Annotated in this window: 21 protein-coding genes; 6 read left to right on the top strand and 15 right to left on the bottom strand. The window is 72.3% G+C overall.

Translation table 11 applies throughout. The features are described 5' to 3' along the window. Window positions 1-53: 53 nt before the first annotated feature. Complete coding sequence (locus tag C5H89_RS00490; RefSeq protein ID WP_104105143.1) at window positions 54-980, bottom strand: hypothetical protein; 927 nt, start codon at window positions 978-980, stop codon at window positions 54-56. A 135-nt stretch (window positions 981-1,115) separates the two neighbouring features. Here C5H89_RS00490 and C5H89_RS00485 point away from each other — a divergent pair, with 135 nt between their 5' ends. Continuing rightward, window positions 1,116-2,012, top strand: a complete 897-nt coding sequence (locus C5H89_RS00485) for a GNAT family N-acetyltransferase (RefSeq protein WP_104105142.1) — start codon at window positions 1,116-1,118, stop codon at window positions 2,010-2,012. A gap of 29 nt (window positions 2,013-2,041) precedes the next feature. Here the strand turns inward: C5H89_RS00485 and C5H89_RS00480 are convergent, their stop codons facing one another. After that, window positions 2,042-2,860, bottom strand: coding sequence for a GTPase domain-containing protein (locus C5H89_RS00480; protein ID WP_205304782.1), 819 nt, complete (start codon window positions 2,858-2,860; stop codon window positions 2,042-2,044). A gap of 110 nt (window positions 2,861-2,970) precedes the next feature. Here C5H89_RS00480 and C5H89_RS00475 point away from each other — a divergent pair, with 110 nt between their 5' ends. Both C5H89_RS00475 and C5H89_RS18655 read left to right on the top strand, forming a co-directional pair. Next, window positions 2,971-3,660 carry a response regulator transcription factor gene (locus tag C5H89_RS00475; RefSeq protein ID WP_104105141.1) on the top strand — a complete coding sequence of 230 codons (690 nt, stop codon included), beginning with the start codon at window positions 2,971-2,973 and terminating at the stop codon, window positions 3,658-3,660. A 3-nt stretch (window positions 3,661-3,663) separates the two neighbouring features. Further along, window positions 3,664-4,320: a HAMP domain-containing sensor histidine kinase gene (locus tag C5H89_RS18655; protein ID WP_114149402.1), complete on the top strand. Its 657-nt coding sequence runs from the start codon at window positions 3,664-3,666 to the stop codon at window positions 4,318-4,320. A 47-nt stretch (window positions 4,321-4,367) separates the two neighbouring features. Here C5H89_RS18655 and C5H89_RS00465 read toward each other — a convergent pair whose 3' ends face one another. The 6 genes from C5H89_RS00465 to C5H89_RS00440 form a co-directional block, all read right to left on the bottom strand. Next, window positions 4,368-4,751, bottom strand: a complete 384-nt coding sequence (locus C5H89_RS00465) for a hypothetical protein (protein WP_104105140.1) — start codon at window positions 4,749-4,751, stop codon at window positions 4,368-4,370. Window positions 4,752-4,785: 34 nt separating this feature from the next. Beyond that, window positions 4,786-5,160, bottom strand: coding sequence for a hypothetical protein (locus C5H89_RS00460; protein WP_104105139.1), 375 nt, complete (start codon window positions 5,158-5,160; stop codon window positions 4,786-4,788). Between the two features lie 119 nt (window positions 5,161-5,279). Continuing rightward, complete coding sequence (locus C5H89_RS00455; protein ID WP_104105138.1) at window positions 5,280-6,110, bottom strand: sulfurtransferase; 831 nt, start codon at window positions 6,108-6,110, stop codon at window positions 5,280-5,282. Window positions 6,111-6,146: 36 nt separating this feature from the next. Continuing rightward, complete coding sequence (locus C5H89_RS00450; RefSeq protein ID WP_104105137.1) at window positions 6,147-6,938, bottom strand: SRPBCC domain-containing protein; 792 nt, start codon at window positions 6,936-6,938, stop codon at window positions 6,147-6,149. Then, window positions 6,935-7,513, bottom strand: coding sequence for a helix-turn-helix domain-containing protein (locus C5H89_RS00445; RefSeq protein WP_104105136.1), 579 nt, complete (start codon window positions 7,511-7,513; stop codon window positions 6,935-6,937). The genes C5H89_RS00450 and C5H89_RS00445 overlap by 4 nt, the downstream gene beginning before the upstream one ends. Window positions 7,514-7,645: 132 nt before the next feature. Then, complete coding sequence (locus C5H89_RS00440; protein ID WP_104105135.1) at window positions 7,646-10,474, bottom strand: amidase; 2,829 nt, start codon at window positions 10,472-10,474, stop codon at window positions 7,646-7,648. A gap of 224 nt (window positions 10,475-10,698) precedes the next feature. Between C5H89_RS00440 and C5H89_RS00435 the strand changes: the two genes are divergently transcribed. Both C5H89_RS00435 and C5H89_RS00430 read left to right on the top strand, forming a co-directional pair. Continuing rightward, window positions 10,699-11,529 (top strand): class II glutamine amidotransferase, encoded by an 831-nt coding sequence (locus C5H89_RS00435; protein ID WP_104105134.1) that lies wholly within the window; start codon window positions 10,699-10,701, stop codon window positions 11,527-11,529. Between the two features lie 75 nt (window positions 11,530-11,604). Next, the gene (locus C5H89_RS00430; protein WP_162799123.1) at window positions 11,605-12,219 is read left to right on the top strand and encodes a hypothetical protein; all 615 of its coding nucleotides are present in this window, start codon (window positions 11,605-11,607) and stop codon (window positions 12,217-12,219) included. A gap of 242 nt (window positions 12,220-12,461) precedes the next feature. Here C5H89_RS00430 and C5H89_RS00425 read toward each other — a convergent pair whose 3' ends face one another. The 3 genes from C5H89_RS00425 to C5H89_RS00415 are packed head-to-tail and all read right to left on the bottom strand — an operon-like array spanning window position 12,462 to window position 14,432. Beyond that, on the bottom strand, window positions 12,462-13,034 hold the full coding sequence (locus C5H89_RS00425; RefSeq protein WP_104105132.1) for an MOSC domain-containing protein: 573 nt from the start codon (window positions 13,032-13,034) through the stop codon (window positions 12,462-12,464). A 31-nt stretch (window positions 13,035-13,065) separates the two neighbouring features. Next, window positions 13,066-14,070, bottom strand: a complete 1,005-nt coding sequence (locus tag C5H89_RS00420; protein WP_104105131.1) for a hypothetical protein — start codon at window positions 14,068-14,070, stop codon at window positions 13,066-13,068. Continuing rightward, a complete protein-coding gene (locus C5H89_RS00415) occupies window positions 14,067-14,432 on the bottom strand; it encodes a PadR family transcriptional regulator (protein WP_104105130.1) in 366 nt (121 codons plus the stop codon). Before C5H89_RS00415 ends, C5H89_RS00420 begins: the two co-directional genes overlap by 4 nt. Window positions 14,433-14,523: 91 nt before the next feature. Between C5H89_RS00415 and C5H89_RS00410 the strand changes: the two genes are divergently transcribed. After that, on the top strand, window positions 14,524-14,883 hold the full coding sequence (locus C5H89_RS00410; RefSeq protein ID WP_205304781.1) for a VOC family protein: 360 nt from the start codon (window positions 14,524-14,526) through the stop codon (window positions 14,881-14,883). A 25-nt stretch (window positions 14,884-14,908) separates the two neighbouring features. On the opposite strand, the gene C5H89_RS00405 is transcribed toward C5H89_RS00410, so the two are convergent. From C5H89_RS00405 to C5H89_RS00390, 4 genes are read right to left on the bottom strand one after another with little or no spacing between them, the layout of a single operon-like run. Continuing rightward, the gene (locus tag C5H89_RS00405) at window positions 14,909-16,177 is read right to left on the bottom strand and encodes a glutathionylspermidine synthase family protein (RefSeq protein ID WP_104105129.1); all 1,269 of its coding nucleotides are present in this window, start codon (window positions 16,175-16,177) and stop codon (window positions 14,909-14,911) included. Then, entirely contained in the window at window positions 16,177-16,635 is a 459-nt protein-coding gene (locus tag C5H89_RS00400) for a DUF350 domain-containing protein (protein ID WP_104105128.1), read from the bottom strand. The genes C5H89_RS00405 and C5H89_RS00400 overlap by 1 nt, the downstream gene beginning before the upstream one ends. A gap of 28 nt (window positions 16,636-16,663) precedes the next feature. Then, window positions 16,664-17,056 (bottom strand): hypothetical protein, encoded by a 393-nt coding sequence (locus C5H89_RS00395; protein ID WP_240181617.1) that lies wholly within the window; start codon window positions 17,054-17,056, stop codon window positions 16,664-16,666. Next, window positions 17,053-18,435 (bottom strand): APC family permease, encoded by a 1,383-nt coding sequence (locus tag C5H89_RS00390; RefSeq protein WP_104105126.1) that lies wholly within the window; start codon window positions 18,433-18,435, stop codon window positions 17,053-17,055. The genes C5H89_RS00395 and C5H89_RS00390 overlap by 4 nt, the downstream gene beginning before the upstream one ends. Window positions 18,436-18,500: the final 65 nt, after the last annotated feature.

The following is an 18,500-nucleotide window of genomic DNA, read 5'->3' as shown; positions in this document are numbered from 1 at the left end:
CTCAAAAAAGGGGGATCGGACCGGTCGGCTCGAGCGCCGCCTGGGGACCCGCCTCAGTGGTGCACCAGCAGCCGCATCGCGACCGACGGGGTGGCCGGGTCGTCGGCGTCCGCGACGGCCAGCAGCCGGGTCTGCCTCGCGTCGCCGTCGAGCACCATGAGGCCCTCGACCTTGGGGACCGCCCCCGCCACCAGGGGCAGGGCGGTGACGTCCACGACCTCCGAGCCGTGCAGCATCGCCAGGGCGGCACCGACCACGGGCCCGTCGTCGCGTGGGTCGGGACTGTCCTCGGCGGCCGTGCTGAGCAGCGCCGAGCCACCGGGCAGGGTCACCGCGTCGGTGATCGCGAGACCCACCCCGTCGACCGCGCCGAACTCGTAGCGGCGCGGGTGGCGCACCGGCACCTGCTCGGGCTGGGCCCGGCCCAGCACTGCGTCGAGGGCTACGGCCAGGTCCAGGTCGACGCTGCCGGGTGCCAGACCTGCGGACGGCAGTCCCCGGTGGTACCAGCGCAGGGACGATCCGACGACGTGCGCCCCTTCCAGGTTGAGCACGTCGCGGGTCACGCCCAGGACGGCCGCGACCACGTCGTACAGCCCGGCCATGTCCGTCACCCGGCTCCGCGGCCGGTCCCCGTCCAGGCGCAGCAGCGACCACCGGAGCCGCGCGGGCGAGGAGCCCGAGCCGAGCAGCAGCAGCCCCGGACCGTGCGGCAGGTCCACCTGGCAGGCCGCCTCCAGGTCGGGCTTGAGGTGCTTGGTGCCCGCGGCGCTCTCGAAGGTCTCCATCCCGGCCACGGCCGGCAGCAGCCGGACCGGACTCCCGCCCGCGGCGACCCCGTCCCGGAACCACGCCGCGTGGGTGGCGTCGTCCTGGACCACCAGGAACCCCTCGCCCAGCGGGGCCACCGCCGAGGCGGAGCGCACCGGCGTCCCGTCGGCGAAGCGCAGCCGGGCCACGTGCTCGAGCTCGATCCTCACCGGGACACCCCGGCGTCATCCCTGGCTGTCATCGCTGGCTGTCATCGCTGGCTGGTCCATCCCTCGACTCTAGGGCCGCGCGGCGTCTCGGAATTGTGGACGACAGGTCGCGGCAGGTCGCGGAAGAATGCTGGCATGGAACTGCCTCCCGAGCTCACCAGCCGCCCGCTGCACATGGACGACGCGCGCGCCGTCTTCGAGCTGATGGCAGCCCAGGAGCTGGCCGATCTCGGCACGGTGGAGATCGAGGAGGCCGACATCGTCGCCGACTGGTCCCGCCCCAGCTACGACGTCGGCACGTCGGCGCTGGGGGTCTTCGCCGGTGACCGGATGGTCGGCTACGTCGAGGTCTCCGGCGGGGACCGGGGGGATGCCGCCGTGCACCCGGGGCTCCGGGGACGCGGGATCGGCACCGCGCTGGCGCAGCGGATGCAGCAGCTGGCCCGCGACCGCGGCGCCACGGTGGTGGGGATGCCCGTGCCGGTGGGCTCCCCCGGCGACCGGCTGCTGGAGTCCCTGGGCTACCGGGTCCGCTGGACCTCGTGGCTGCTGGAGCTGCCGCACCGGGCCGAGGTCCCGCCGCGCCCCCTCCCCCAGGGCTACCTGATCAGCGAGGCCACGCCCGAGCAGCACCGCGCGGCCTGGACCGTCGTGGAGGACGCCTTCCTGGAGTGGTCGGAGCGGGAGCGCCAGAGCTACGAGGACTTCGCCGCCTCGGTCCTGGGCCGGCCCGGCTTCGAGCCGTGGCACCTGCGGGTCGTGCTGGACCCGGCCGGCGCGGTCGCCGGGGTCTCCCACCTCAGCGTCAACGACGAGGGGTTCTGCTTCGTGCTCAGGCTGGCCGTGCGGCGCGACCAGCGCCGCCGGGGGCTGGCCCAGGCGCTGCTCGCCGACTCCTTCCGCGCGGGCCGCGAGCGGGGGGCGGACCGCTTCCAGCTCTCCACCGACAGCCGGACCGGGGCGCTGGGGCTCTACGAGAAGGTCGGGATGGAGGTCACCAGCACCTGGGTCAACCGGGCGATCGATCTCTGAGCCGACCTCAGAGCCCACCTGAGCCGACCTCAGACGTGGCCGCTGAGCTGAGCCAGACGGGTCGCCAGCGCGTCGACCAGCTCACCGGCCCGCTTCGTCGAGATCGCGGACTTGCGGTCCCCGCCCTGGCTGGAGACTGGGAGCACGTCGACCGAGAGCTTCGCGCCTCCGGCGAGCGCGCGGAGCTCGTCGACCTTGTCGCCGAACGGCGACCCGCTGCCGGGTGAGTAGTAACGCACCACCTCGTCCAGCTCGTCGGCGAACAGGTCGGCCTTGGTCACCGCGATGACCACCCACACCGGCCGGTCCCGGCGTACCGCCATGGCGGCGATGCGGTGCGCGGTGATGGTCCAGTCCTCCAGCTCCGAGGCGAGCTGCTGCTCCCGGGTGGCGCTCGCCTGGCCGGTGGTGCCCGCCGTACGCCGGGGCGTGGCGTGGCCGTGGGCCACCACGTGGATCACGCCGTCCACCGGCTCGTCGTGGAACACCTCGTCGAGCGCCCCGAGCCTGGTGGCGGCGTTGTCGCCCGGCACCACCAGGAACCGGAAGCCCTGCAGGCGCCGCCCACGGCGGGTACGGCGCTCCATCACCGCCGACCCGACCTCGGCGGCCCCCTCGGCGGAGGTGCGTCGGGAGAGCCGGTCGGCCAGCTGGGTCTTGCCGACCCCGGTCATCCCGGTCACCGCGACCACCGGGAAACGCCGGCGGAACACCCGGCCGACTCGTTCCGGCGTCGCGGCGAGCCCGGTCAGCAGACCCCCGGCGATGCCGGCGCCCAGGGCGGAGCGGCCGGGGCCGGGCAGGACCGTGCGGAGGCGGCTGGCGGTGCGGGAGACGGGGTGAGGCACGGGGGGCTCCTCGGGCACAGGCGGAACGGTCGCGGAGTGCGGCGTCAGGTGAGCCTACGGTCCGATGCTCGTGGGGCGCGGACGACGTCTCGCCCTGTTACCGTCGAAGAGTGGTGCAGGTGCTCATCATCGAGGACGACGACCGCATCCGTCCGCTGCTGATGCGGACGCTGGGGCAGCGCGGGTACGCCGTCGCCTCGGCCGCGTCCGGGATGGCGGGGCTGAGCCTGGCCGTGGAGCACCGCCCCGACGTCGTCATCCTCGACCTGTGCCTGCCCGACGTGGACGGCACCCAGGTGCTGCGGATGCTGCGCGCGGTCAGCGACGTGCCGGTCATCGTCTCCAGCGCCCGCGACGACGACCCCTCGCTCATCGGCTGCCTGGACGACGGGGCCGACGACTACGTGGTCAAGCCCTACACGACCGGCCTGCTCGACGCCCGGATCCGGGCCGTGCTGCGCCGCGCGCAGGCAGATCCCGGCTCCCCCGGCCAGGTGCTGCACGTCGGCGGGCTGGACATCGACGTCCTCGGCCGCCGGGCCTCGCTCGACGGCGCCGCGGTGGACCTGTCACCACGCGAGTTCGACCTCCTCACCCACCTCGCCGAGCATGCCGGCGAGGTGGTCACCAAGGGCCGGCTGCTCACCGACGTGTGGCACCAGGCGTGGGGCGGGTCGGAGAAGACCGTCGACGTGCACCTGTCGTGGTTGCGCCGCAAGCTCGGGGAGAGCGCCTCCGAGCCGCGCTACCTGCACACCGTGCGCGGGGTCGGTGTCCGCCTCGCGGCCCCGGAAGGCTGAGCCGTGCGGCACCCCGAGCACCCGGCGGCTCCCGAGCCCCGACCGGCGGCGGCCGCGGACCTATCGCACCGGCTGCGCACCCCGCTGACGGCCTTGCGGCTGCGGATCGACGGGCTCACCGACCCCGAGGAGCGGATGCGGCTCTCCGCCGATCTCGACGAGCTGGAGGCGGTGGTGGAGCACGTGCTGCGCCAGTCCCGGCGTACCCGGGGCGATGCCGCGGACGCCGCCTGCGACGCCTGTGCCGTGGTGGCCACCCGGGCCCGCTTCTGGGAGCCGCTCGCCGAGGACCAGGGACGGGGCTTCGAGCTGCGCGTCGACTCCGGCACGGCGCTGGTCGCCACGGCCGCCGAGGACCTGAGTGCGTTGGTGGACGTGCTGCTGGACAACGTGTTCACCCACACCGCCGAGCCGACGGGGTTCCGGGTGGAGTGTCGCCACCGAGCCGGGGGCGGGGCGATGCTGGTCGTGGCCGACGAGGGCCCGGGCTTCCCGACCGGGTTGGACGTGGTGGGCCGGGGCACCTCGGGCGCCGGCTCCACCGGGCTGGGGCTGGCCATCGCGGAGGCGACCGCCGCGGAGTCCGGGGGCGTGCTCACCGTGGGCGCCGCCGTGACGGGCGGAGCCCGGGTGGTGGTGGAGCTGGGCCCTCCCGGTTGAAGCTCACCCGGTTGCGGCCCACCCGGTTGTGGCCCGCGCGATTGAGCTCAGCGCACCCTCACCCTCGCGCCGCACTGCTGCGAGCCGTCGGCCCGCCGCGCGGTGAACGCGAAGGTGTCCCTGCCACGCTTGTTGCGCGCGACGCGCTCGACCTCCAGGTCGCCCTCCCGGTCGGCGGTGCGCACCACCTTGGCCAAGCGCCGGCCGTTGTGCCGCAGCACGACCTGCCAGCGGGTGCCGGCACCGAGCCGGTCCAGGTCCAGCGCCACCTCGTAGCGGGGCCCCTCGCGGTCCACCGAGAACTCGTACCGGCCGGTCCCGCACGCGCCCCGCCGCTCGGCGTCCGCACTCGCGGGGCCGCTGGCAGCGACCAGGGCGGTGGCCGGCAGGGCGAGCAGGGTGGCGGTCGCGATCGTCTTCCTGATACTCATCCGGGCTACCTCTTTCGTTGCCTGAGCTGTTGCCTCAGCTGTTGATGGACGCCACGCACGGCTGACCGGCGGCGGGCGTGGCCGTCACCACGAACTCGTCCCACTGGTCCTCGCGCGCCATGGCCTCGACCTCGATCTCGGAGCCGTCGTCGGTGACGCGCGAGCTCTGCAGGAGCGGTTGACCGTCCTGCTCGATCACCACCTCCCACACCGCTCCCGGGTCGCTGGTCTGAAGGTCGAAGGTGACCTGGAGGCCGCCGTCCTCCTCCTCGACGGTGAGCTCGTAGGTGTTGCCCTCGCACTCGCCGGTGACGGTGTCGCTGTCGTCACCGCCCCACGTGAACCAGGCGGCGATCGCGACGACCACGATCACCACGACCACCAGCACGGCCAGGAGCGCTCTGTTCATCTCGTTCCCCGATCTCGCCGCACCCGAGGTGGCGCCGCAACTCTTTGCAGCCTCACCCGCGCGCGGTTAAGCGCGAACCAGCGGAGGGCTAAGGCGCGGCAAAGGGGGCGAACCGGGGCTCAGCGCTCCAGGGGACGGTCCGCCCCGGCGGTCCAGGCGTTCATCGACCCGTCGTAGACCGCGACGTCGTCCCGACCTAGCTCGGCCAGGGCGAGGGCGGCACTCGTGGCGGCGATGCCGCCGCCGCAGTAGGCCACCGGGCGGCGCTTCGGGTCCAGCGCGCCGACGGAGGCGAACAGCGCGCGGAGCTCCTCGACCGGACGCAGCCGGCCGTCCTGGTCCACGAGCTCGGCGAAGGGCACGTTCACGCTCCCGGGGATGTGACCGCGCGCGAACTCGTCGCGGCCCAGCGCGTTGACCAGCAGCACGTCGGGGTCCCCCAGCGCGGCCTCGACCTGCGCGGTCGAGCGGATGCGCTCCGGGCGTCGCCGGGCGGTGAACGTCGCGGGCGGGTAGGTCTGCACCCCGCTGGCGGTGTCCAGCCCGGCGGCCAGCCAGGCTGCGAACCCGCCGTCGAGGACAGAGACCCGGTCGAAGCCCTCCAGCCCGAGCTGCCACCACAGGCGGGTGGCCCAGATGCCGTTGACCGAGTCGTAGACCACGACGTGGTGCTCGCCCCCGACGCCTGCCTCGCCGAGCCGCTCGGCGAACGTGTCGGAGTCGACCGCGGCGAACGGGGCCTCTCCGTCAGGATCGCTCAACTCGGTCAGCAGGTCGACGAACGCCGCGCCCGGCACATGCTGCTGCTCGTAGGTGGCGCGCCCCGACTCCGCCTCGACCCGGTCCCCGTTGAAGGTCAGGTGCACCGTGGCGTCCAGGACCCGCAGCGACGGGTCGTCCAGGTGATCGCGGAGCCACTCGACGCTGACATGAGACGGGGTGTGGGCCATGGCCCGACGCTACAACGCCTCCGGTGGTGCCTTGGTTCAGGCGGGGACGGAGAGCTCCTGCAGCCAGGCCTGCCAGCCCGGCTCCGCACGCCGTACGTAGTCGGCGGCGTCGGCGGAGAACAGGTACGCCCGGACGCCCACCGTCGACTTCCCTTCGCCCTCGGCGTAGGCGAAGACGTTGAGGATCCCCGGCACCGGCGCGGTGAGCCGGACCAGGGTCTGACTCTGGGCGTTGCGCTCGACGGTGCCGGTGGCACCGCGCACCTCGACCTCCGACCCTTCCTCTCCCAGCCCCAGCGCGGCGCGCACGGTCGACAGGAGGGACTGCGGATCACCCGGGTGGGAAGCGGCGGCCTCCAGCAGCGTGGCCTCCTGGCCGGTGAAGTGGGCGAGGTAGAGGCGCAGGTTGTCGAAGAAGGGGATCCAGTTGGGCCCCATGGTGTCCCAGAACTCCGACTCCCACTCGGCGCCGGTCCCGAAGCCACTGCTGGTCACCCGCACGACGCAGGTCCCGCCGGACTGCGCTTCCACGACGAACTCCGAGGTCAGCGGGCTGAGCGCGTCGGGCTCCTTTCCCATCAGGGCGGCCCAGTCCTCCTCGAAGACGAGGCGCCGCGGCGGGTCCCACCCGGTGACGCGGCCGTCGGAGCCCATGTCGGGGCCCATCTGGAAGTGCAGGGCTCCGCCCTCACGCTCCTCCAGCTCGGTGGGGGTGAACCAGGCGCTGATGCCCTGGCCGGTGGCGATGGCCTGCCACACCTGCTCGGGGGTGCCCGGGACCTCGACGGTGAACTCCAGGCGGTACGGAACGTTCGTGGTGGTGCTCATGGGCTCTCCTCGGGTAGTGGGTGTGCGGCGACGACGAGCCGGTGCCGGCGCCCGTCGTCGTGGTGGTAGCGGGCGGCCAGGTCGAGCACCGCGGCGGTCAGGTCGTCGGCGAAGGCGGCGCGGTCGGCGGCGGAGCGGAACCCGATCTCGGTGTCGATGGTCATGGTGGGCAGGCGCTTCCCAGAGGCGCCGGCCCGCCGCGCCAGGGCGCCGACCTCGCGCACCAGCCGGCCGGCCAGGGCGACGAGGTAGCCGGCCGAGAGGTGATCGGCGTTGGCGTCCGGGTCGGCGGCCGACGCGCTGACCGCGGCGGGCGAGACGACGTACGAGGAAGCGGAGGCCTGGAGGACCCGCTCGGTGATGCCCCCGTGCCGGCGCTCCTCGGACAGCTCGACCAGGCCGTGGGTCTCGAGTGCCTTGAGGTGGTAGTTGACCTTCTGGCGGGCGATGCCCACCCGGGTGGCGAGCCCGGCGGCGGAGGCCGGGACGGCCAGCTCGGCGAGCAAGCGGGCCCGAACCGGGTCCAGCGCGGCGGCAGCGGCCGGCACGCTCTCGATGACTTCGATGTCCTGCATGCACTCCAGCGTGCCTTTGACAAAAAGTCTTGTCAAGGGTGTCGGAAACGTGGACGAAGGAGCATGGACGCAACAGCGCCCGCCCCGATCGCTCGGGGCGGGCGCCGCGTTCAGCCCGGGATCAGCCTGGGGTCAGCGTCGGACCCAGATCTTGCGCACCACAGCGGGCTTGACTCCCGCACCGCTGATCTTCAGCTTCATCCGCTTGGTCCGTCGGACGTCGGGAGTCCGTACCTTGAGCTTGACCACGCCGCTCTGCCAGACCTTCTTGGTGATCCGCTTGCCGTTGAAGACCACGGTGATCCTCTTGCCCGGCTTGGCGCCCCGCAGGGTGATGCGGAGCTTCTTCCCACCCTTGACCTTCTTGGGCGTCCACACCTTGGCCTTGGCGTGACCCGGGACCGGCGTGGGGACCACCGTCGGCGTAACCGGCGTCGGCGTCGGCGTGCCGGGCGTGGGGGTCGGCGTACCGGGGGTGGGCGTCGGCGTACCGGGCTTCACCTTGAGCGCCGGCGCGGTGTCCGGGGCGACGTGACCGTCGACCAGCTGCTCCATCGCGTAGGCGTAGCTGACGATGGCGTCGTCGTCCCAGGCGCGGCCCATGAACTGCAGGCTCACCGGGGCACCGTTGGCGTCCGTGCCAACCGGGAACGCCACGGTCGGCACGCCCGAGGAGCCGGACGGGGTGTCCCGGCGGCCGAAGCTCGACCGGTTGCCGCCGCCGTCGTTGAGCGAGATCTCCGAGAGCAGGGCCGGGTAGACCACCGCGTCCAGGTTGTTGGCGTCCATCCAGCTGTCGATGCTCACCTGGTAGTCCGTGCGGTACTTCCGCCACGCTGCCTCCTCCGCGGGGGTCATCCGGACCGTGGAGGCGCAGTACGACGGGTCGTAGGTCGTGTACGGCATCTTCAGCTGCGAGCAGATCACCTCAGCGGGGGAGGACATGCCGAGCTCGGGGTGGGACTCCAGGTATCGCGCCCAGCCCTCCCAGTTCAGGTTGACGTTCGGCCGCGACGGGGCGACGGGCCCGTCGACGAGCTCCACCAGGGTGGCGCCGGCCTCCTGCACCCGGGCGCGGGCGGCCACCGAGGCGTCGACGACGGTGCTGGTGCCGTACGGGTCGGTCCAGGTGCTGGGGAGGTAGCCGATGCGCTTGCCGCGCAGGGCGGTCGCGTCCAGCACGGTGCGCCAGTCCGCGGGGCGGTGGGCGTCGGCCTGGGCGGTCTCGGGGTTGAGGGGGTCGGTGCCTGAGACCACGTTGAGGATGTCGGCCAGGTCGGAGACCGATCGCGTCATCGCGCCGGCGTAGTCCTGCAGCCAGGACAGCGGCATGACGCCGCGGTCGGACTGCATGCCGTCGGTGCCGCGCAGGGTGACCAGGCTCGCCGCGGCGGCCGGGGCGTAGAGCGAGTCGCCGGTCTGCGACCCCAGCGCCGCTGCGGTCATGCTGGTGGCGGTGGCCACGGCCGAGCCCCCCGAGGAGGCCAGCGCCGACCGGGACGGGTCGAAGGCGTTCCAGACGGTGCCGAAGGCGTTGTCGGAGTAGGAGCCGGAGGTGGCGTACTCCTCCATGCTGGCCTTGCCGATGATGATGGCGCCGGCCTCTCGGAGCTTGGCGATCTGGTAGGCGTCCTGGGCCGGACGGAAGTCCTTGAAGGTCAGCGACCCGTTCGTGGTCGGCATGTCGGCGGTGTCGTAGAGGTCCTTGGCCGCGATCGGGATGCCGAGCAGTGCACCGGTGCGTCCGGCTGCGCGAGCGGCGTCCGCCTCTGCGGCGCGCTGGAGGGCGTCGGCGGCCACGGTGGTGAAGGCGTTGAAGGCGAACGGCCCCTCGTCGTACGCCGCGATCCGGTCCAGGTAGGCCCTGGTGATCTCCACCGACGTGGTCACGCCGGTGGTCATGTCGGCCTGGAGCTCGGCGATCGTCTTGTCCACCACGTCGTAGCCGACCGAGGTCACCTGCTCCGGCTCCACGGCCGGAGCCGGCTGCGGCACGGTGGCAGAGCCGGTCGCCCCGGGCACGTCGAAGTTGACGATGGAGGAGACCTCCAGCGCGCTGAGCCCGGCGAGGTCGGGGTTCGCGGCGAGCTCGGCGACCTGGGCCGCGACTGCCGCCCGCTCGCTCGCCGCGGTGGCCGCGGTGACCCGGCTGCCCACCACGACGTAGCGCAGCAGGGACGCGCTCTTGCCGGGCGCCAGGGTGAGCCGGTTGACGTACGCCGGGTAGTTGCGGTCGTGGCCCACTGCGGAGTAGCCCTGGGTGAAGGTGTCCCGGAGCCAGTTGCCGCTGCGGTCGAAGGACCCCGCCACGGTGCCGGTCGGGCCCTGCCAGGTGCTGCCGCCGCTGCCGGACTCCGAGACCGTCCAGACGTCCGAGGCGTCGAGCGCGGCGTCGCCGGAGGAGCTGGCGACCACGGAGCTGGCGTTGGTGCCACTGGTGCCGTAGCCCGTCTGGCCGCCGAAGGCCACCTCGACGGTGACGGGGGCGGCGGTGCTGTTGGTCAACGTGTCGAGCCAGCGGCCGTAGCCGTCGGGGCGCGACACATCGACCTTGCGGGTCATCCGGATGCCGGAGAGGTCCACGGACTTGGTGGACTCGAAACGACCGGTCTCCTGCTCGGTGAGGCCGAAGCCCCGCATCAGCGCACCGTCGAACCGGTGCGGCGCCGGGGTGTCGACGTGCACCCGGATGCCGCCGTAGCCGTTGAGCATGGTCGAGTACGGCGCCTGCACGCCGGTCCCCTCCTGCGTGGCCCGGATGGATCCGGTGTCGGCCCCCGGTGCTGCGGCGTCCTGGATGCCCCAGGCGGTACCGGCAGCGTCGGTGACGTAGGTGAAGGCGTTCGCGCCGACGGGAATGGCGAGGGAGACGGCGGCCAGCGAGATCGACAGCCCGGCGGCGGCCAGCAGGGGCCGGCGCCGGCGGGAGGACCCGCGGGCCTGGTGAGTGGTGAAGGACATGACGTACCTCGGTTCGGGGAGGGCCCCCCTGGGTCACGGGGGATGACACCCACCTCACCTGCCACAGATGTCACCAGGTTGCCGCGGTGTTGCCCTGGTGTTAATTCACTGGTGTTGATTCCCTGGAGAGACCTACACCGGAGCCAGCGGCGTGCGTGCGGGGCCCTCGGGCAGGGTCATCGTGATCGACCGAGCACCTATCCTGAGCAGGAGAGGAGGCAGCCATGTGTCGCTGGCTCGCGTACTCAGGCTCGCCGATCCTCCTCGAGGACCTCCTCTTCAAGCCCGACAACTCCCTGGTGGTGCAGAGCAAGCACTCGCGGCTGGGGGCGGAGTCGGTGAACGGCGACGGCTTCGGCATCGGCTGGTACGGCGCCCGGGGCGCCCCCGGGCGCTACCGCAGCACCGAGCCGGCCTGGAACGACCTCAACCTGCGAGAGCTCTCCGCCCAGGTGCTTTCCGACCGGATCTTCGCCCACGTCCGCGCCACCACGGGGTCTCCGGTGCAGCAGACGAACTGCCACCCTTTCCGCCACGGTCGCTGGCTGTGGATGCACAACGGGGGGATCGCGGAGTTCCCGGCGGTCAAGCGCGACCTGGCGATGGCGGTCGACCCAGCGCTCTTCCCGCTGGTCCAGGGCTCGACGGACTCGGAGTGCTTCTTCTACCTCGCCCTCACCTACGGGCTGGAGTACGACCCGCTCACCGCGGTGGCGCGCGCCGTGGGGCTGATCGAGGAGACGGGACAGCGTCACGGTGTCGCGTCCCCGCTCCAGATGACGGTGGCCACGACCGACGGTGAGTCCACCTGGGCCTTCCGCTACTCCAGCGTGGGTGACTCGCGGACGTTGTTCCACAACACCGAGATCGCCACCCTGAAGGCGCAGCACCCCGACCACCCGGTCCTGCACGACCTGTCCGAGGACACCATGGTCGTGGTCTCCGAACCCTTCGGAGACCTGGCCGGCGCCTGGCGCGAGATCCCGGAGTCCACCTGCGTGGTGGTCCGCGGCGGACGCGCAGAGGAGAGTGCGTTCCGCCCGATCCCCCCGTGACGCAACCCTGTCCACGAGGCGCCTCTCCCCCTAGCATGACTGCCGACCAGTCACCCGGGGGAACGGACCATGGACATGCGCAGGACCAGAAGCACCGCCGCACTTGCAGCCCTCTCCGTCGTGCTGAGCGCCGGCAGCGTCGTCGCCGCCTCCTCCGCCTCGGCAGATCCGACCGCGCTCTACCCCCTGACCGCCGGCAGCCTGGGCAACTACAGCTATGACGTGCAGATCGGCCCCGGCGTGGGCTACGACAACGGCCCCGCCCTGTGCACCCGGGTGGTGATGACGCACGTGACCCTGCCCGAGGCGGACCCGATCGAGTCCTGCCGTGACATGACCTCCGACAAGCTGGTCGGCGATCGGCGGGTGCTCAAGATCGAGGGCCACTTCAGTGCCGTTGGCTCGGACCCGATCTTCGGTGTCGACATGTACGGGACCACCCCGAAGGCGCAGCGCCTGCGGATCAAGGTCTCCGGACGCAAGGCCCTGACCCTCAAGCGGTCCAGCAGCAAGATCCTGCGGATCGACGGCGAGCGGGTCCGCTTCTTCTACGTCGCGACGGTCCAGGCGGACCCGCGCAAGGCGGACTCGGTCAAGGCCCAGCTGAAGAAGTGCGGCAAAGTGAAGGGGAAGAGCAGGAAGAAGTGCTCCTGGAAGACGGTCGCGGACCAGGACTACTTCCTACTCTGAGCCAGCACCGCGCGTCCCGGCACACCCTCGTAGGAAATAGCAGACGCTGCAGGCGTCTCGGGTCACCTGCAGCGTCTGGGAGAGATTCTGACGTGCCTCACCGGGTCGTGTCCCGGAGTTCGCAGAATTTCCTCGACGGCAATCTTCCGGGTACGGCGTCCGAGGTTGGTGCCGGCGGAGCAGCCAGGAGCAGCCAGGAGCAGCCACGGTCGACGGGTCGCGGACCGGAGGGCAACGCCTGGTCAGACCGGAGTCAGTGGGGTGCCGGGGCCCTCGGGCAGGGTGACCGTGATCGGCTGACCCGGCAGCACGTCGCCGCCGCGCTCCACCACGGCCATCACCCCGGCCTTCCGGATCACCGAGGCGCTCTCGGCCCGGGGCGAGGCAGTCGGCGTACCGTCCGCGCGGGCGAGCACCACCTTGAGCAGCCCGGGTCGGAACCTGTCGATCTGCACGCACGGGTTGCGCAGCCCCGTCAGCCGTACGACGGGTCCGCCGAGGTCGAGCAGCGTCCCGGTCGGCAGCCCGAGCAGGTCGAGGTCGGCGGTGAGCACGTTCTCCCCGAGGTCGCCCGGGCCCAGCTCGTAGCCCAGCGCGCGGGCGTCGTCGAAGAGCTCGGCGTGGATCAGGTGGACCTGGCGCAGGTTGGGCTGGTTGGGGTCGCGGCGCACCCGGGAGCGGTGCTGGACCAGGGTGCCGGCGTGGGCGTCACCGAGCACTCCGAGCCCAGCGACCAGGGTGATCGACTCGGCCGGCACCTTGCTGAAGCGGTGGGTCTCGTCGCGGCTGACGGCGACGACGCGGGGCGCGGGCATGACCCCATCCTGGCACCCCTGGCCCTCAGCATCACCCCGCCGCGGGCGGCGCCGCGGCGCGCCGCACCTGTCGCCACTCCCAGGCAGCCAGGCAGGCCCACAGCAGGGCGAGGATGCCTTGCCGCCAGCTTCCGTCGGGCGGAAGGGCGAGGAACGTCCAGAGCGCGGCCATCGCGGAGTAGCCCCACGCCGCACGACGGGTCCGGTTGGTCTGGTCCGTGGGGAACTGTGCCGCGTAGTCCTCGGGACGCCCGAACTCCTCCTGCAGCGTGGAACCCGCTTCCACCGCGTGCCCCTGCGCCTCGGCCACAATGGTGCGCACCCGCTGCTCCGGCATGTCCGCGCGCAGACGCAGCACGCCGGCCAGCACCCCGAGCCACTCCTCGTCGTCCCGCGGAGTGCGCCAGGCGGGGGGCTTCTTCTCGGGGAGCAGGGTGTCGAGGACCTTGCCCGCCAGCGCACAAGCCAGCACCAGCAGGCCGAGGTGCCACGCCCCGGCTTGAGGGCCGGGGTGCTCGCTGATCCACGTGACCAGCAGGCCGACGAGGAGGCTGCCACAAATCAGGATGCCGGCACCGGCCGCGGCGGCGGCACCGAACGGACGCCGGGAGAGGGTCTTCTCCCAGACGGTCAGGGCGGTCATCACCATCACCCCGCCGGCGACCGGGAAGCCGAGGAGCCGGAGGTCGTAGTCGAGCCCCCAGCCCTCCTCGACCAGCGCCACCAGGAGGAAGACCACCGCGAAGGCTGAGGCGAGGTACATCCCCAGCACCGGCACGTCCCGCCAGCTCGCGCTCGGGTCGGGCACCGCGGCCGGCAGCCCCTGGCTCCGGCGCTCGGCGATCTGCTCCTCCGCCCACTCGCGCGGCCACCCGAAGAGCTTGGTGGGGGACTCGCCGGTCTCGGCGATCAGGCTGCGGGCGCGCTCGATCAGCTCCTCCCGCACCGGTGCCGCCACCTGCGCGATCTCCAGCTGGAACGAGGCGTCGTCGAGCCAGCGCTCCCCTTCCGCCAAGAATGCTTCGGTCTCGTTCATCGTGTCTCCCCCGTGCTGGTCGATCCCGCGTCGCCGTCCGCCATCTCGCTCAACGTGTCCGCGAGCTCACGCCACTGCGCGAGCTCCTCGTGGAGCCGCGCGCGACCGGCGGGCGTGAGGTGGTACTCCCGCTTCCCCGGTCCCCCGGTGCCTTCGACCCAGAGCGCCTCGACGCTGCCGGCCTCCTCCAGCCGGATGAGGACCGGGTAGAGCGAACCGCCCTTCAGCAGGCCGAACCCGTGCGCGGCCAGCCGCTGAGCGATCGCGTACCCGTGCCGGGGGCCCTGGGTCAGGCTGCCCAGCACGGCCAGGTCGAGCCCGGCGCGGATCCAGGGCATCGGCCAGCGGGGAACGTCGGTCATGTATCTAAGTATTGGATGTATCTAGATAGCGGGTCAATAGCCCAGCGGTCGCCTCTGGCGGACCTCACCCTCCGACGCGCATGCTTTCGACATGGCACGTGGTTCAGAGGGCACCATCACCCACCTGATCGCCGGCGTCCCGGTCTCCGACCTCGACGAGGCGACCGAGTGGTACACCCGGCTCTTCGGGCGGCCTCCGGACCTGGTGATGGGCACCGAGATCCTGTGGGACATCGAGGAGCACGCCACGCTCTTCATCGAGCCTGACGTGGCACGAGCGGGGTCCGGTCGGATCACCATGGTGGTCTCGGGGCTCGACGCCCTGCTGGAGCGCCTCGCCGCCGAGGGCATCGAGCACGAGGCGATCGAGACCTATCCCAACGGCGTACGGCACGCCGGGGTCCCGGACCCGGATGGCAACGCGCTGGCGTTCGTCGACACCGCTGACTAGGTACGCCCGGACCCGCTCCTGCGCCCTAGCGGTTCGGCGTCGGGGCGCTCGGTCCGACTCGCTCGGCCAGCCACGCCTGGCGCTGCGCGTCGTCCGGGGAGAGTGCGTCGGAGATGACGTGCGGACAGACCCGACCGTAGTAGTCGGTGATCGGACCGTCGGACTCGCGCACCAGCATCCCCGCGGCCTCGCCGTCGATCACCCACGAGCCGATCACCACGTAGTTGCCGTCGAAGACCGGCACGTCGGTGTAGGCCTGGTAGACGAACCCCTCCGCGCCGTAGGACCCCGGCATCTCGATGTCCTCCAGGGCGTCGGCGAGGTGGATGCGGATGTTGTCACCCTCCCGGCCGTGCAGCGGCTTGGCGACCCAGTTCTCGAGGTCGCCGGGGTCGTCGAAGTAGGCGGGGAGCAGCAGGCGGTGGCCCGGGTTGCGCTCCCACAGCACCGGGAGGAGCGCCTTGGTGGACAGCATCGCCTTCCAGGCGGGCTCGAACCAGTTGACCGGACGCGCCTCGCGCTCCTCGACGACGTGCCGCCCGAACGGCTCGGCGAGCATCTGCTCCCAGGCGTAGAGCTTGAAGGCGTTGCGGACGCGGTAGTCGTTGGCGTCGCGGAACTCGCGGGCGTCCGGGTTCCACCCGACCTCCGCCATCGGCTGGGCGAGGGTGGCGAACCCGGCCTGGACGGCGGTGTCCATCAGGTAGTGGGCGGTCATCTCCATCTCGCCGTCGTCGTAGCTGTCGCCCTCGCCGAGGTCGTAGAAGAAGTGCAGCTCGTCGCCGTCGGTGGCGCCGGAGGTGCGCAGCCGCTGCCAGCCGGCGACCAGCCGCTCGTGGACGCTGTTCCACTGGTCGAGCTCGGGCATCAGGTCCTCGAGCCAGCGCCACTGGGCGACCCCGGTCTCCACCAGCCCGGTGGGGGTGTCGCCGTTGATCTCCAGCATCTTGATGGAGGCGTCGGCGCCGTAGACGAGGTCGAATCGCGAGTAGAGCGAGGGGTCCTGCCGGGCGATGGAGCGGCGTACGACGTCCATCGTGCCCGGCGGCAGCCCGAGACGCTGGTCGGACATCGTCGCGGCCATGTGCCCGGCGGCGTCGACGCACATCGCCCACAGCTCCTCGGTGGCGGCCTCCAGGGCGTCGACCTCGTCGCCGGTCACCTCATACCAGGCGGACTCGTTCCAGTAGGGCCGCGAGGTGCCGTCGGGCAGCTCGGTGACCGGGAAGACGAGGCCCTGCTCGGTGACGATCCGCTCCCAGTCGGGGCGCGGCTTGATCGCGTGACGCCACATCAGGCGATGCTGGCGCAGACGATGGCCGCCACCGAGAGCGCCGAGGCGGCGGCCAACCAGGCCAGCGGCCGCACCGGGCCCGGCTCGGTGACGATCTGGCGCAGGTTGCCCGGCGTCACGGCGTCGATGGCGAAGAGCATGGCGGCGTTCAGCGCGACGCCGAGGATGGCGAACGAGACCGTCCAGGCCAGCGCCCATCCCAGGTCGGTCGCCCCGTTGGTCCAGATGGCGGTGAAGAGCACCAGGGCGTTGGAGACCATCCACGCCGAGGCGACCAGGCCCGCGGAGCGGGACTGGAGGTGGACCGAGGCCTTGCCGGACTCGTCGGTGCCGTGCAGATGGCTGCCCAGGTGGCCGGGGGTCACCAGGTCGAGGACGTAGTAGGCGGCGATGAGGATCACCCCCGACACCAGCGCGTAGACGACGGCGTGGAAGACGGCGTTCAGCAGGTCGGTCACGGGTTCTCCTGGTCGGGGGTGGGGCAGGTCAGGACGAGAAGCCGCGGTTGGAGCCGCCGAACCCGCCCTTGGTGGTCGTGGACTTCACGGTGGAGCCGCCGGTGCTCGGGAGCCCGCCGCGCTGGACGGTCCCGTTGAGCCCGCTGCCCCGCCAGGTGCCGCCGGTGGCGAACCCGCCGATCGGGGGCACGCGGGAGCTGGCACCCAGGTAGTACCAGAAGAACCCCGTGGCGACGCCGTTGTAGTCGCGGCTGGTGTCGCAGTTGTCGTCATCCACCCGCTCCTGGGTGTCGGGGTCGACGCAGACCGCGGCGTAGTCGGCGGAGGTGGTGGCGCAGCCGGTCAGCCCGGACGCCGCGAGGGCCGTGACGCCGAGCACGACCGAGGCCGAGCGCATGCGTCGCCGTGGCGTAGTGGTCATCGGTCCTGCCTCTGCTGGGAGTGACGGGTCAGGCTGGGGTAGGCGAGCCCGGTGCCCAGGACCAGCGCGGCGGCGACCAGGGAGGTCGTCGAGCTGTCCCGCACGCTCAGGACCAGGGCTGCGCAGAACGTACCCGTTGCGGCCAGCGGAAGAACCATGCGCCGCACCGGACGCTCGGCGCTGCTCCGTCCGAAGTAGAACGGGACGGCCGCGCAGGTCAGCGCGTAGTACGCCGAGACCAGCAGCGCGGTGGCGGCGACCGAGTCGGCCAGGACCGCCTCGCTGGTGCCGACCAGGACGGCGTACACGCCGGCGGCGAGGCCGGTGAAGACCCAGGTCGCCCGCGCCGGGGAGCCGGTCCCGGTGACCCGGGAGAGCGTGGACGGCAGGTCGCCGCGCCGCGACATCGAGAACATCGCCCGGGCCGAGGGGAGGATGGTGGTCTGGGCGCTGGCCAGGGCGGAGACGAGGACGGCGCCGGCCAGGACCGTGCCCCCGGTCGAGCCCATCAGGCTGGTGGCGAACTCGGCCAGGACGTCCCCCTCGCCGACCGCGACCAGCCGGTCGACCCCGGCATAGGCGGTGACGGCCCACGCGAACCCGGCGTAGAGGACGACCAGGACGCCCATCGCGATCAGGGCCGCGCGGACCGGGGTGCCGGCCGGGTCCTCGGACTCCTCGTTGACCGCGAAGGAGGAGTCCCAGCCCCAGTAGAGGAAGACCGCGACCAGGAAGCCGGCGACCACGCTCGAGGTGCTGAGGTCCGCGATCGTCGTCCCGGTCGTAGGCGAAAGTGGAGTCGGCAGGGGGGTCGCCAGCGCGGCCCGGACGGCGAAGGCGACCAGCAGCAGCGCCTCCACGGCGAAGAGCACCACCTGGGTGCGGGCGGCAAGGGTGATGCCGCGGGCGGCCAGGGCCGCCATCACGACCAGCAGGACGATGCCGGCACCTGCCTGGGCAGGCCGGGAGTCGGCCAGTCCCTCGAGCCCGACCACCGTGTAGGCGTAGATCGCGGCCGCCTGCATCAGGTTGGTCATCACCAGCACGCAGGCGGCGATCACCACCCACCCCGAGAGGAAGCCGACCCGTCGGCCGAACGGCTTGGAGGTCCAGGCGTAGCAGGTGCCGCAGTCGGGCTCGGCGGCGTTGAGCTCGCCGAAGGAGAGGACGACGAGCACCACCGGGATCGCGGAGACGGCGAGCACCAGCGGCGCCGCGTCGCCGACCAGCGCGGCGAGCAGCCCGACGGTGACGGCCAGGGAGTACGCCGGCGCGGTGGAGGCGAGCGAGAAGACCGTCGAGACCGAGAGACCCACCGACCCGCGAGCCAGCCGACGCTCCTGCGGGGCGGCGCCCGCCGGGAGGAGGGACTCGGGCATCGGGTGTCCTTGCTTCTCGATCGGCCTGCTGCGGCGCTCGGCGCTGTGGGTCAGCAGCGGCGGTC

The organism is Nocardioides sp. 616, from assembly GCF_002930065.1.
In the GTDB taxonomy this organism is placed as follows: Bacteria; Actinomycetota; Actinomycetes; order Propionibacteriales; family Nocardioidaceae; genus Nocardioides; species Nocardioides houyundeii.
Note: the sequence above shows the minus strand (reverse complement) of the source record. Positions and strands in the feature narration are given on the sequence as shown.

What these genes read in the sequence shown, in the direction of transcription:
- C5H89_RS00485 (WP_104105142.1), top strand. Translation starts at nt 1,116, where the DNA reads ATGGAACTGCCTCCCGAGCTCACCAGCCGCCCGCTGCACATGGACGAC.
- C5H89_RS00465 (WP_104105140.1), bottom strand. Translation starts at nt 4,751, where the DNA reads ATGAGTATCAGGAAGACGATCGCGACCGCCACCCTGCTCGCCCTGCCG.
- C5H89_RS00460 (WP_104105139.1), bottom strand. Translation starts at nt 5,160, where the DNA reads ATGAACAGAGCGCTCCTGGCCGTGCTGGTGGTCGTGGTGATCGTGGTC.
- C5H89_RS00455 (WP_104105138.1), bottom strand. Translation starts at nt 6,110, where the DNA reads ATGGCCCACACCCCGTCTCATGTCAGCGTCGAGTGGCTCCGCGATCAC.
- C5H89_RS00450 (WP_104105137.1), bottom strand. Translation starts at nt 6,938, where the DNA reads ATGAGCACCACCACGAACGTTCCGTACCGCCTGGAGTTCACCGTCGAG.
- C5H89_RS00445 (WP_104105136.1), bottom strand. Translation starts at nt 7,513, where the DNA reads ATGCAGGACATCGAAGTCATCGAGAGCGTGCCGGCCGCTGCCGCCGCG.
- C5H89_RS00440 (WP_104105135.1), bottom strand. Translation starts at nt 10,474, where the DNA reads ATGTCCTTCACCACTCACCAGGCCCGCGGGTCCTCCCGCCGGCGCCGG.
- C5H89_RS00435 (WP_104105134.1), top strand. Translation starts at nt 10,699, where the DNA reads ATGTGTCGCTGGCTCGCGTACTCAGGCTCGCCGATCCTCCTCGAGGAC.
- C5H89_RS00430 (WP_162799123.1), top strand. Translation starts at nt 11,605, where the DNA reads ATGCGCAGGACCAGAAGCACCGCCGCACTTGCAGCCCTCTCCGTCGTG.
- C5H89_RS00425 (WP_104105132.1), bottom strand. Translation starts at nt 13,034, where the DNA reads ATGCCCGCGCCCCGCGTCGTCGCCGTCAGCCGCGACGAGACCCACCGC.
- C5H89_RS00420 (WP_104105131.1), bottom strand. Translation starts at nt 14,070, where the DNA reads ATGAACGAGACCGAAGCATTCTTGGCGGAAGGGGAGCGCTGGCTCGAC.
- C5H89_RS00415 (WP_104105130.1), bottom strand. Translation starts at nt 14,432, where the DNA reads ATGACCGACGTTCCCCGCTGGCCGATGCCCTGGATCCGCGCCGGGCTC.
- C5H89_RS00410 (WP_205304781.1), top strand. Translation starts at nt 14,524, where the DNA reads ATGGCACGTGGTTCAGAGGGCACCATCACCCACCTGATCGCCGGCGTC.
- C5H89_RS00405 (WP_104105129.1), bottom strand. Translation starts at nt 16,177, where the DNA reads ATGTGGCGTCACGCGATCAAGCCGCGCCCCGACTGGGAGCGGATCGTC.
- C5H89_RS00395 (WP_240181617.1), bottom strand. Translation starts at nt 17,056, where the DNA reads ATGACCACTACGCCACGGCGACGCATGCGCTCGGCCTCGGTCGTGCTC.
- C5H89_RS00390 (WP_104105126.1), bottom strand. Translation starts at nt 18,435, where the DNA reads ATGCCCGAGTCCCTCCTCCCGGCGGGCGCCGCCCCGCAGGAGCGTCGG.